Raw genomic sequence first — 12,011 nt, forward strand, 5'->3', positions numbered from 1 at the left:
AAAACTTTGCCAAAGTTTTGAACTTTGGCAAAGCTCAACACAAAGTCTGTCACTTCGACGAAGGAGAAATCTCCGCAAGCAGCTCCGCACAGTGATTTTCAGCTTTGTCGAGTTTCTTACGGAGATTTCTCCTTCGTCGAAATGACAAAAAATGGAAATATTAGAAACTCTATAAAAAATTCAACTTCCCAAATTAATTATTATCGATTATATTTGCAGTTGTTCAAAACGAATATTATTTAATATCAATTATATATAAAAATGAAACACACAAAAGTTAGAGACTTATTAAACAGTACGACGACGTTACAGGAAGTGAATGCAAAAGGTTGGGTGAGAACTTTTAGAAATAATCAGTTCATCGCGCTTAATGACGGTTCTACAATTAATAATATTCAATGTGTTGTTGATTTTGAAAATACACCAGAAGAAACTTTAAAAAGAATCACGACTGGAGCAGCGGTTTCTGTAATTGGAACTTTGGTTGAAAGTAAAGGTGCGGGTCAGAAATACGAAATTCAAGTTACAAAACTGGAAATTCTTGGAGATTCTGATGCTGAGAAATTCCCAATGCAACCTAAAAAACACTCTTTAGAATTTTTACGTGAAAACGCTCACTTGCGTGTACGTACAAATGCTTTTGGTGCGATTATGCGTGTGCGTTCGGTATTGTCTTATGCGGTTCACAAATATTTTCAGGATAAAGGTTTCGTTTACGTAAACACGCCAATTATCACCGGAGCTGATGCTGAAGGTGCTGGAGAAATGTTTCAAGTTACTTCTTTGCCATTGGATAATCTTCCTAAAAATGAAGAAGGAAATATTGACTTCAAAAAAGATTTCTTTGGAAAACATACCAACTTAACGGTTTCTGGACAATTAGAAGGAGAAACTTTCGCAATGGCTTTAGGTCAGATTTATACTTTTGGACCAACTTTTAGAGCGGAGAATTCAAACACTTCTCGTCACCTTGCTGAGTTTTGGATGATCGAGCCAGAAGTTGCTTTCAACAACCTTGACGACAACATGGACTTGGCTGAAGATTTTATTCAGTACGTAATTAAATATGCTTTAGACAACTGTAAAGACGATTTGAAATTCTTAGAAGGAAGACTTTTAGAAGAAGAAAAATCAAAACCACAGGCAGAAAGAAGCGAAATGGCTTTGTTAGAGAAATTGAACTTCGTTTTGGAGAACAACTTCAAACGTGTTTCTTATACGGAAGCAATTGACATTTTAAGAGATTCAACTCCAAATAAAAAGAAGAAATTCCAATATATCATCAACGAGTGGGGAGCTGATTTACAATCAGAACACGAGCGTTATTTAGTAGAAAAGCATTTTAAATGTCCGGTAATTTTGTTTGATTACCCAGCAAACATTAAAGCATTTTACATGCGTTTGAATGACAATACAGAACCTGGAAGAGAAACGGTTCGCGCAATGGATATTCTTTTCCCTGGAATTGGAGAAATCGTTGGTGGTTCTGAAAGAGAAGAGCGTTACGATGTTTTGGTTGAAAAAATGAAAGCATTAGAAATTGATCAAGAAGAATTATACTGGTATTTAGACACCAGAAGATTTGGTTCTGCTACACACGCTGGTTTCGGTTTAGGATTCGAACGTTTAGTATTGTTTGTAACAGGAATGACAAACATTAGAGACGTAATTCCTTTCCCAAGAACTCCAGGTAGCGCGGAATTCTAAGAAGTTTAAAAAAGTTTCAAGTTTCAGGTTTCAAGTTTATTGGAACCTAAAATTAAAATATATAAAATTTGGTTCAAGTTTCAGATTTCAAGTTGTGCTCATTTAGTGAGGAACTTGAAACTTGAAACTTGAAACTTTTAACAAAAACAAATGCTAAAGCAATTTTTAAATTTAAAATTATCCCAAAAATTATCTCCACAGCAAATTCAGCTGATGAAGTTAATTCAATTGCCTACGCAAGCTTTTGAACAGCGTTTATTAGAAGAAATGAACGAAAATCCAGCTTTGGAAGCTGGTAAAGAAGACGATTACGAAGCTGATGAATATGCAAATGAAGACTACGACGATTATGATGATGCAGAATCAGACAGAATCGAAGCAGACGACATTAACATTGACGAATATCTAAGCGACGACGATACGCCTGATTATAAAACTCAGGTAAACAATTACAGTGATGACGAGGAACGCGAAACACCTTTTGCGGCTCCGATAAGTTTCCATCAGGATTTAATCAATCAGCTGAATACTTTTATTTTGAATGATGAAGAACGCGAAATCGCTGAATTCCTTGTTGGAAGTATTGATGATATGGGTTATATCCGCAGAAGCATTCCAGATATTGTTGACGACATGGCTTTTACTCAGGGAATTTATACTGATGAAGCAATGGTCGAAAAAATGATGACGGTAATTCACGAATTAGAACCTTCGGGAGTTGGAGCGCGTGATTTACAGGAATGTTTGTTATTGCAATTAAAGCACAAAACCCCAACCGAATACGTTGATTTAGCGATTGATATTATCGAAAATCAGTTTGATGCTTTTACAAAGAAACATTACGATAAACTTTTACAGAAATACAGCGTTTCGAACGAACAGCTTAAAAAAGCAATTCACGAAATAGAAAGATTAAACCCAAAACCGGGCGGATCTTTTACAGGAAATAATAAAGTTACAGAAAATGTTGTTCCAGATTTTGCAATCAGAATTGTTGATGGCGAACTTGAATTAACATTAAACGGACGTAACGCTCCTTCCCTGCACGTTTCTAAAGATTATCAGGAAATGATGCAAACGTATAAAGAATCTCGTGATAAATCGACTGCTCAAAAAGATGCAGTTCAGTTTATCAAACAAAAACTGGATTCTGCTAAATGGTTTATCGATGCAATCAGACAACGTCAAGAAACGCTTTTTGTAACGATGAACGCGATAATGCATTATCAGGAAGAATATTTCTTGGATGGCGACGAAACCAAACTAAAACCAATGATCTTAAAAGACATTGCAGATATGGTTGGTTTGGATATTTCGACAATTTCGCGTGTTGCAAACAGCAAATATGTTGAAACGCCATACGGAACCAAACTAATTAAAGAGTTTTTCTCTGAAGCCATGAAAAATGATCAAGGTGAAGATGTTTCGACTTTAGAAATCAAAAAAATTCTTCAAAATACAATTGAAGAAGAAGACAAGAGAAAACCACTTCCAGACGATCAATTGGCAGAAATCTTAAAAGAAAAAGGTTATCCAATTGCGAGAAGAACTATCGCAAAATATCGTGAACAACTAGATATTCCTGTTGCGAGAATGAGAAAGAAAATCTAGTTTTTTTTACAACCATATAAGAAATATAAGTTCATTTAAATAACAACCCGACAGATTTTAAAATCTTGTCGGGTTTTTTATGTTCTCAATTTATTGTCAGGCTGAGCGAAGTCGAAGCATTGCGTATAGGGCTTCGACTTCGCTCAGCCTGACAATCGTTTTCAAAAAAGCAAACCCGATAGATCTTAAATATCTATCGGGTTTGCTTTATAAATTAATCTTGATTATTTATATTGATCTGGCAATATCTTCACATCAAATAAAAATTCCTTCTTTTTATCGCTATAATGGTAAATCAAAGTATAATCATTATCTCTAAAAACCTGAAGTCCTGGATTTGCTTTTGCTGTACTAATCAAACTTTTTTCAATTTCTTCTTTAATAACATTTATCTCCGCCGTTTCTTTAACAACATTCAATAAAGTCAAATTATACTGAACAAATCTTTCTTCAGGAAGACTTACGCTGTCTAAACGAATTCCTTCCTGAATGTTTAACGGGCAATTTTTATTGTATTTTGCAACCAATTCGACTACTTCTGTATTTACTTCATTGGCATTTTCAGAAAGAAAAAGTTGAAAATATGCTACTAATGCAACCGCAATTCCAATCAATATTAATAATAAAATGTTTTGTTTTCTCATATCTCAGATTAATTACGGCTAATAATTAAATTTTATTTTTCCTGATTTTTTTTCATGGCATTAAAATACGCTGCACGGCTAAGTGGCTCGTATTCTTCAGTTTCACCAAGCATCACTAATTTATCATTTGCGGTTTTTCTAAAACTATAATTGGCTAAATTCCCAGTTCTGGTACAAACGGCATGAACTTTCGTCACATATTCGGCAGTTGCCATAAGTCCTGGCATTGGACCAAACGGATTTCCTTTAAAATCCATATCCAATCCGGCAACAATTACGCGTATTCCTTGATTTGCCAAATCATTACAAACGGTAATAATTTCGTCATCAAAAAATTGTGCTTCATCAATACCAATCACATCACAGCCTTGCGCTAAAATTAAAATATTAGCCGCAGCAGGAACTGGTGTAGAGCGAATTTCATTGGCGTCGTGAGATACAACCATTTCGTCATGATAGCGTGTATCAATAGCAGGTTTAAAGATTTCGACTCTTTGTTTGGCAAATTGAGCGCGTTTTAATCTACGAATCAGCTCTTCGGTTTTACCCGAAAACATTGATCCACAAATAACTTCAATCCAACCAAATTGTTCTTTGTGATTTACTGTATTTTCGAGAAACATTTTGTATTTTTCTGCCTTTAAAAATGAATAGTTTTTATTACTTTGTACTGGTAATAAATCGACGTAAAAATGTGTTGTTTTACATTTTTTCAAAAGTAGAAAATTTTTATCAAATCGAATATTAGCGAAAGCTTATTAACAGAAATAAAAAATTATCTTTTGATTTTTCCTTGAGAATAGAGACATTCAGACGTTAAATACACTAAAATACCTTATTCACTATAATTTCAACAGTTATGAAAAAAAAATTGGAAGCAGATTTAATCAGCATTGCTCATCGAATTTTGAAGCTTAAGAACAAATCCGATATCAATCAATTATACCTTGAAACTCAGAAATTATACGAGAAATTAGCGGTATTAAAATTTGTAGAAGAGAATTTTGACGCTGCAAAACCAACAATTGGACAAAATGATATTACTTCAGAGTTAGAAACAATTTTCGATAAAGAAGAAACAATTCCAGCTCAAATAGAAACTCCTGAACCATCAGCAATAATTGAACTTGAAGAATCTTACGAACCAGAAGTTGCAGAAGAAATCGTTGCTGAAACTCCTGAAACAATTGAACAAGAAATAGAAGAACCAATTGCTGCTGAAGTTATTGAAGAAGAAACTGAGCCGATTGCTGCTGAGATAATTGAATCTATTGAAGAGAAAACAGAGGAACCAATAGCAGAAAAAGAAATAGAACAAATCGAAGAATCTAAAACTGCGATTGATGAACTTTCTTTTACAACTGTAAACGAATTGAAACCAATTCCAGATTTTAAACCTGCTTTCGAATTAGAAACTGAAGAAATTAAAGACGAAGTTAAAGAAGAACCAAAAGCTAAAACTTCTCCAATTCCAACCATTTTATTCGAAGATTTTGGAGTAAATTATGCTGATGCGCAATTTGTAAAAGTTGATAGTTTTGAAGCTGTTCCTGCTAAAACTCCTTCAATAAATGATTTTAAAGAAGAAAAAAAGGAGGAGAAAAAAGAAGAGAAAAAAGTAGAAACTGCTATTCTTGAAACTCCAGCACAACCAAAAGCAGTAAGTTTAAACGAAAAATTGGCGAGAGGTTTTCATATTGATTTGAATGACAGAATTGCTTTCACTAAAAATCTTTTCGGAAATAGCACTGAAGATTACAGTCGCGTTTTAAACCAATTATTGACTTTTGATTCTTATGCAGAAGCGCAAGAATTTATCGAAAATATGGTAAAACCAGATTATAATAATTGGGAAGGAAAAGACGATTACGCAGAACGTTTTCTTGGAATTATTGAGAAGAAATTTTCATAAATGATAAAAACACGAATTACACAAATTAGCACTAATTCATTTGTTTAGTGAATTTTTAGTATTACAAATTTGTGCCAATTCGTGAAATCCGTGTTAAATATTAAAATAGAATATGTCAAAATTATATATCGTTCCAACGCCAATTGGCAATCTTGAAGACATGACTTTTAGAGCCATTCGGGTTTTGAAAGAAGTCGATTTGATTTTGGCTGAAGATACACGCACAAGCGGAAAACTCTTGAAGCATTTTGAAATCGGCACGCACATGCACAGCCATCATATGCACAACGAGCATAAAACTACCGAAAATTTAATTGCTCGTTTGAAGGCCGGTGAAACTATCGCTTTAATTTCTGACGCTGGAACTCCAGCAATTTCTGATCCAGGTTTTTTACTAACTCGCGCTTGTGTCGAAAATAAAATTGAAGTGGAATGTCTTCCTGGCGCAACAGCTTTTGTTCCAGCTCTTGTCAATAGCGGACTCCCAAATGACAAATTTATTTTTGAAGGTTTTCTACCTGATAAAAAGGGACGTCAAACTCGTTTTTTGGCTTTAGCCGAAGAAACCCGAACGATGATTTTATATGTTTCTCCACATAAACTCGTTAAAACTTTAGGTGAGTTTATTCAATATTTTGGAGAAGACCGACAAGTTTGCGTTTCGAGAGAATTATCAAAATTACACGAAGAAAATGTACGCGGAACTGCAAAAGAAGTTCTAGCACATTTTGAAAAAACAGCTCCACGCGGCGAAATTGTCGTTGTCGTTGCTGGAAAAACAATAGAAAAAGAAGCTAAGAAAAGTAAATATTCTAAGGACGAAGAAGAATAAATAATTATTTCAGCCACAGATTAAAAAGATTCTCACAGATTATTTTAAAAAATCCTTTTTAATCCTTTCAATCTGTGGCAAAAAAATCAAATCACAATCATGAACATACAAGCCTTTTTAGAAAAAGTAAAACAAACTCCAACACAAATCACATTTCCTGAAACTATTGCCGTAATTGAAGAAAACTACAACTTTACTCCAACAGCTTTTCAAAACGGAACACAACATAACGCAGCAGGCGAAAATTCAGGTTCTTGCAAATTATTTTCTTTCGCGAAACTTCAGAATTTAAGTAAAGAGGATACTTTAGCTTGTTTTGGAGCTTTTTATTTTGAAGAAGTTTTGGGAGATCCAAACGGAACAAATCATCAAAATATTAGAAATTTCATCAACTTAGGTTGGGACGGAATTCAATTTGAAGGAAATGCTTTAGAAGCAAAATAATATTTTAGATTTTAGAATGTAGATTTTAGATTTCTGAAATCTGCATTCTAAAAAACTTTGTCAAAGTTTGAAACTTTGACAAAGTTAAAAACTGAATATCTCTACTACAGATTAAAAATCCGTTTAAATATTTTAATCTGTGGCAAAAAAAATTACCAATCAGATTAAACGATTTCAGAAATCCACAATCTAAAATCAATAATCTAAAATCTAAAATCAACCCATGCGTTGGACCTTAAAACCAAAACCTTCTGAAGATAAAATTAAACATTTGGCACAAGCTTTAAATGTAGAAGATTTTGTAGCAACACTTTTGATTCAGCGTGGCATTGAAACTTTTGAAGATGCAAAAAACTTTTTTCGTCCGTCTTTAGAACATCTTCATGATCCATATTTAATGAAAGATATGGACAAAGCCGTTTCTCGAATCGAACAAGCCATTGAAAATCAAGAAAATATTTTGGTTTTTGGTGATTATGATGTCGATGGAACAACGGCCGTTTCTTTGGTTTCTTCGTATTTAAAATCACATTATCCAAATATTGCAACTTACATTCCAGATCGTTACGACGAAGGTTACGGAATCTCTTATAAAGGAATTGACTACGCAGACGATAACGGAATTTCTTTAATTATCGCTCTCGATTGCGGAATTAAATCAATCGATCATATTGCTTACGCGAAAGCGAAAAACATCGATTTTATAATCTGTGATCACCATAGACCTGGAGAATTTCTTCCAGATGCGGTTGCGGTTTTAGATCCTAAAAGAGAAGATTGTAATTATCCTTACGATGAATTGTGCGGTTGCGGAGTTGGTTTTAAGCTGATTCAAGCTTTAGGTCAAAATCGAGAGGAAACTATCGAAGATTTGGTTCCGTATTTGGATTTGGTTGCTACGGCAATTGCAGCAGATATTGTCCCGATAACGGGAGAAAATCGTGTTTTGGCTTATTTTGGTTTAAAGGTTATTAACACTGAACCTCGACCAGGAATTAAAGCTTTGGTTCATCAAGTAAAAAAGAAAGTTCTCGATATTACCGACGTTGTTTTTATTATTTCTCCTCGAATTAATGCCGCGGGAAGAATAAAACACGGAAATCATGCTGTCGAATTATTAACGGAATTTGATTTTGAACAAGCACAACAATTCGCTTCAGAAATTGAACAATACAACGCTGATCGAAAAGATTTAGACAAAAAAATAACAAAAGAAGCTTTTCAGCAGATTTTGCAAAATAACGAAGAAGAACGTTTTTCTACCGTAGTTTTTCAGGAAGATTGGCACAAAGGCGTAATCGGAATTGTAGCTTCGAGATTAATTGAAACCTATTATCGCCCGACTTTGGTTTTTACTAAAAGCGGAGATAAATATGCCGCTTCTGCCCGATCTGTAAAAGGTTTTGATGTTTACAATGCTTTGGATGCCTGTTCTGAACATTTGGAGCAATTTGGAGGACATATGTATGCGGCGGGAATGACTTTAAAAGCAGAAAATTATTCTGTATTTAAAGACGCTTTCGAAAAACAAGTTTCTGCAACTATTCTTCCCGAAATGCTTACACCAGAAATCGAAATTGACGCCGAAATTAATTTCTCAGATATCACACCAAAACTCATTCGAATTTTAAAACAATTTGAACCTTTTGGTCCACAAAATATGACGCCAGTTTTTATGACTGCGGATGTAAAAGACACCGGTTATGCGAAAACTTTAGGCGCAGAAGAAGAACATTTAAGGCTTTTTGCCAAACAAATCTCCCGAAGCGTCGGGACTGACGGAATCGCCGCAATTGGCTTTGGACTCGGAAAAAAATTAAATATTGTACAAAATCAAAATCTGTTTCAACTCGCGTATTGCATTGCCGAAAATGAATGGAACGGAACTGTTTCAACACAGCTTATGCTGAAAGATATTAGACCAAATGGAAGAAATTAAATCGAATAAGCCAGATCCATATCAGGCATTGCGTTACAGAGAATTCAATGTATTTTTATTATTGCGTTTTGCCATTGTTTTTGCTTGGTCAATGCAATTTATTGTAATTGAATGGGAAGTTTACAGCTTAACTAAAAATCCGCTTTCTTTAGGAATTATTGGTTTAATGGAAGTTATTCCAGCCGTTTCTATGGCACTGTTTGCAGGTCATATTGTCGACCAAAAAGAAAAGAAAAGTTTATTGGTGAAATGTATTTTCGGTTTTTCAGTAATCAGTTTTGGGTTGTTTTTATTGACTTGGCCAAAAGTGGTTGGCGGTTGGTCTTCTCATGTAATTTTGTATTCGATTTACGCTTTAGTATTTTTTGGAGGTTTGGTTCGTGCTTTTCTTGGTCCAACTATTTTCTCTCTTTTATCACTTATTATTCCTAAAAAAGCATATCCAAATGCTGCTACTTGGAGCAGTACAGTTTGGCAAATTGGAGCCGTTATGGGACCAGCACTTGCCGGATTTTCAATTAATTGGATTGGTGTTCACTGGTCAATGTGTTTGGTTTTCGGCTTTTCTATTCTTTCCTTAATTGCTTTATCGCAAATCAGTTCAAAACCAATTATTAATCCGAAAATTGGAGAATCGATAAAAGACAGTCTTACAGAAGGTTTAACATTTGTATTTAGAAACCAAATTGTTTTAGGAGCTTTGTCACTAGACATGATTGCTGTATTATTTGGAGGCGCTGTAGCATTATTACCTGTTTTTGCACAAGATATTTTAAAAGTGGGTTCTGAAGGATTCGGTATTTTAAGAGCCGCGCCTGCCGTTGGAGCTTTTATTACCATGATTGTTTCGGCCTATATTCCTTTATATAAAAACGCAGGAAAGAAACTTTTAGCAGCGATTTTCGTTTTTGGTTTATCGATTATTTTATTCGGATTCTCGACCTCATTTTGGCTTTCGGTTTTTGCTTTATTTTTGAGCGGATTGGCAGACGGAATCTCTGTTGTAATTCGCCAAACAATCTTACAGCTTAAAACTCCAGATCATATGCGTGGGCGTGTTGGCGCAGTAAATTCGATTTTTGTTGGATCTTCTAATGAACTAGGAGCTTTTGAAAGCGGCGCAACTGCAAAATTAATGGGAACTGTAACTTCTGTAATTTTTGGCGGAAGCATTACTCTTCTAACTGTATTAGGTTTTAGTTTTATATCTCCAACTTTTAGAAATTTAGATCTTCAAAAAGATATGGACGATCATCATAAATTGGAGTAAATGCCGAAATTGAAAAAAACACTCTTAAGAGTTCATTTAGCGACATTAATTATGCTTGTATGTAATGTCGTAATTATTGGCGCTTTTGGAGTTAGTTTGATCTCTAATCTCCTCTTAATTTTTAGAGTTTTATTTTACGTTTCAGCCGCTGTACTTTTCTTTTTTTATATAAAACCTTTTAAAAAGAAAGCAATCTATTTCGGATTTTATTTCTTCTATCCAATATTTGCTTTTTTGGGCTGGCTAATGGACGGAATTTTTGGAGCTATTCTGTCTTCTCTTTTATTTCTATTTTTTAGTCCAACAGACTGTAGATTTGAAAATGATCAAATTCAAATAAATAAACCGTTTACAGGGTTCTTAAGCGGATGCTGTAAATATGAAGTTATAGAGAAAAAATATTTCCTGTTTCAAAAAAAAGTAGCTACTTTTCAGTTTGAAGAAGATTTGTATTTAAAAAAAAATGACATTAAAATTCAGGATAATTCTTTGCAAATACATCTTCTCTTGAAAGAATTTAATCCAAATGAAGATAATTATATAGCTAAGGACTCAACTATCTATGTTTTATTGAAATAAAAATTTTAATAGATTTCCTTAGTTTCTATTTATGAATTTGTAAATCAACAAAATGCATTCCTTTCAAATGTTAAAAATTGGCTAAAATAGATTTCTGATTTAATCTTATTTCATTTCTTTATTTAAAAAATAATTGAATGAAATATACTTCTACTCTATTTTTCTTCTTTTTGTCTTTCGGATTTTATGCGCAGGAAAATATAATTTCTGGCGCAATAAAAGATTCAAAAACTAATTCTTCTTTAGAATATGTGAATATCGGAATCGTCAATAAAAATGCGGGAACAGTTTCAGACGAAAAAGGAATTTTCAAATTAAAATTGAACGAAAAAGTAAATCCAAACGATACAATTGTATTTTCTCATATCGGTTTTGAAACCAAAAAACTAATTGTAAATCAATTAAAATCGGAGCAAAATTTGATTGAAATGACGCCTTCCGAAAATACTTTAAAAGAAGTTATTGTAACATTCAAAAAACCAAAAGAGAAACAATTCGGAAGAAGTTCAAAAGGACTTGGACTTATGCATTTCAATTTTTTTACTGCTTTAGACAAAACCGTTGATGATTATTTAAGCCGTGAAAGAGGAATGGAATTCACAATTAAAAAAGACTGCAAAGTAACCGACTTCAATTTTAATATTACTTCTAATGAATTTAAATCGGTCAAATTTAGATTGAATTTTTATAAAATTGAAAACGGCCTTCCTTCCAAAATCTTAATTGAAAAAGACATTATTTTTGAAGTAAAAGATAACAAACTTGGATTATTTACATTCGATTTAAAACCGTACGATATTTATCTAGATAAAGAAATGGGCGATATTGCCGTAACAATTCAATGGATTGAAAGTGTAAAAAGTAACGAAAAAAGCAAATACTTTTCTATCTCTACAGCGATGTCAGCCACAGAAAATAGTTTTTACAGAGAAAAAAATATGGCAAACTGGAGCAAAACGGGACAAAGCCTAACTTTTTACCTCAACACTTTGTGTCAATAAATCGTTTAGATTCCGAATTTGTTAGCTTAACAAAATTTTATTCTTTTTATGATTTTTTTATTTAGAATTAAT

At 33.5% G+C, this 12,011-nt stretch carries 11 protein-coding genes; 9 read left to right on the forward strand and 2 right to left on the reverse strand.

Annotated features, from left to right (window positions below):
* Positions 1 to 261: 261 nt before the first annotated feature.
* Together asnS and rpoN are read left to right on the forward strand one after the other, a co-directional pair.
* Positions 262 to 1,707 (forward strand): asparagine--tRNA ligase, encoded by a 1,446-nt coding sequence (asnS, locus tag NYQ10_RS02785; protein ID WP_276171915.1) that lies wholly within the window; start codon positions 262 to 264, stop codon positions 1,705 to 1,707.
* 150 nt (positions 1,708 to 1,857) lie between these two features.
* A complete protein-coding gene (rpoN, locus tag NYQ10_RS02790) occupies positions 1,858 to 3,318 on the forward strand; it encodes an RNA polymerase factor sigma-54 (protein ID WP_276171914.1) in 1,461 nt (486 codons plus the stop codon).
* A gap of 224 nt (positions 3,319 to 3,542) precedes the next feature.
* Here rpoN and NYQ10_RS02795 read toward each other — a convergent pair whose 3' ends face one another.
* Both NYQ10_RS02795 and NYQ10_RS02800 read right to left on the reverse strand, forming a co-directional pair.
* The gene (locus NYQ10_RS02795; RefSeq protein ID WP_289878798.1) at positions 3,543 to 3,962 is read right to left on the reverse strand and encodes a hypothetical protein; all 420 of its coding nucleotides are present in this window, start codon (positions 3,960 to 3,962) and stop codon (positions 3,543 to 3,545) included.
* 32 nt (positions 3,963 to 3,994) lie between these two features.
* Positions 3,995 to 4,585, reverse strand: a complete 591-nt coding sequence (locus tag NYQ10_RS02800; protein ID WP_095928508.1) for a thymidine kinase — start codon at positions 4,583 to 4,585, stop codon at positions 3,995 to 3,997.
* 236 nt (positions 4,586 to 4,821) lie between these two features.
* Here NYQ10_RS02800 and NYQ10_RS02805 point away from each other — a divergent pair, with 236 nt between their 5' ends.
* From NYQ10_RS02805 to NYQ10_RS02835, 7 genes are all read left to right on the forward strand, one after another.
* A complete protein-coding gene (locus NYQ10_RS02805; protein ID WP_289878799.1) occupies positions 4,822 to 5,874 on the forward strand; it encodes a hypothetical protein in 1,053 nt (350 codons plus the stop codon).
* A gap of 112 nt (positions 5,875 to 5,986) precedes the next feature.
* The gene (rsmI, locus tag NYQ10_RS02810; RefSeq protein ID WP_276171911.1) at positions 5,987 to 6,706 is read left to right on the forward strand and encodes a 16S rRNA (cytidine(1402)-2'-O)-methyltransferase; all 720 of its coding nucleotides are present in this window, start codon (positions 5,987 to 5,989) and stop codon (positions 6,704 to 6,706) included.
* A 99-nt stretch (positions 6,707 to 6,805) separates the two neighbouring features.
* Positions 6,806 to 7,150, forward strand: coding sequence for a HopJ type III effector protein (locus NYQ10_RS02815; protein ID WP_289878800.1), 345 nt, complete (start codon positions 6,806 to 6,808; stop codon positions 7,148 to 7,150).
* A 223-nt stretch (positions 7,151 to 7,373) separates the two neighbouring features.
* Complete coding sequence (recJ, locus tag NYQ10_RS02820; RefSeq protein WP_289878801.1) at positions 7,374 to 9,089, forward strand: single-stranded-DNA-specific exonuclease RecJ; 1,716 nt, start codon at positions 7,374 to 7,376, stop codon at positions 9,087 to 9,089.
* Positions 9,076 to 10,359, forward strand: a complete 1,284-nt coding sequence (locus NYQ10_RS02825) for an MFS transporter (protein WP_289878802.1) — start codon at positions 9,076 to 9,078, stop codon at positions 10,357 to 10,359. The genes recJ and NYQ10_RS02825 overlap by 14 nt, the downstream gene beginning before the upstream one ends.
* On the forward strand, positions 10,360 to 10,938 hold the full coding sequence (locus NYQ10_RS02830) for a hypothetical protein (protein WP_289878803.1): 579 nt from the start codon (positions 10,360 to 10,362) through the stop codon (positions 10,936 to 10,938). It begins immediately after the preceding gene.
* Positions 10,939 to 11,075: 137 nt separating this feature from the next.
* The gene (locus NYQ10_RS02835) at positions 11,076 to 11,939 is read left to right on the forward strand and encodes a carboxypeptidase-like regulatory domain-containing protein (protein ID WP_289878804.1); all 864 of its coding nucleotides are present in this window, start codon (positions 11,076 to 11,078) and stop codon (positions 11,937 to 11,939) included.
* Positions 11,940 to 12,011: the final 72 nt, after the last annotated feature.

It is taken from the genome of Flavobacterium johnsoniae, from assembly GCF_030388325.1.
In the GTDB taxonomy this organism is placed as follows: Bacteria; Bacteroidota; Bacteroidia; order Flavobacteriales; family Flavobacteriaceae; genus Flavobacterium; species Flavobacterium johnsoniae_C.

Coding starts and splice junctions, on each gene's coding strand:
- recJ (WP_289878801.1), top strand. CDS start 7,374: ATGCGTTGGACCTTAAAACCAAAACCTTCTGAAGATAAAATTAAACAT.
- asnS (WP_276171915.1), top strand. CDS start 262: ATGAAACACACAAAAGTTAGAGACTTATTAAACAGTACGACGACGTTA.
- NYQ10_RS02830 (WP_289878803.1), top strand. CDS start 10,360: ATGCCGAAATTGAAAAAAACACTCTTAAGAGTTCATTTAGCGACATTA.
- rsmI (WP_276171911.1), top strand. CDS start 5,987: ATGTCAAAATTATATATCGTTCCAACGCCAATTGGCAATCTTGAAGAC.
- NYQ10_RS02835 (WP_289878804.1), top strand. CDS start 11,076: ATGAAATATACTTCTACTCTATTTTTCTTCTTTTTGTCTTTCGGATTT.
- rpoN (WP_276171914.1), top strand. CDS start 1,858: ATGCTAAAGCAATTTTTAAATTTAAAATTATCCCAAAAATTATCTCCA.
- NYQ10_RS02800 (WP_095928508.1), bottom strand. CDS start 4,585: ATGTTTCTCGAAAATACAGTAAATCACAAAGAACAATTTGGTTGGATT.
- NYQ10_RS02815 (WP_289878800.1), top strand. CDS start 6,806: ATGAACATACAAGCCTTTTTAGAAAAAGTAAAACAAACTCCAACACAA.
- NYQ10_RS02825 (WP_289878802.1), top strand. CDS start 9,076: ATGGAAGAAATTAAATCGAATAAGCCAGATCCATATCAGGCATTGCGT.
- NYQ10_RS02795 (WP_289878798.1), bottom strand. CDS start 3,962: ATGAGAAAACAAAACATTTTATTATTAATATTGATTGGAATTGCGGTT.
- NYQ10_RS02805 (WP_289878799.1), top strand. CDS start 4,822: ATGAAAAAAAAATTGGAAGCAGATTTAATCAGCATTGCTCATCGAATT.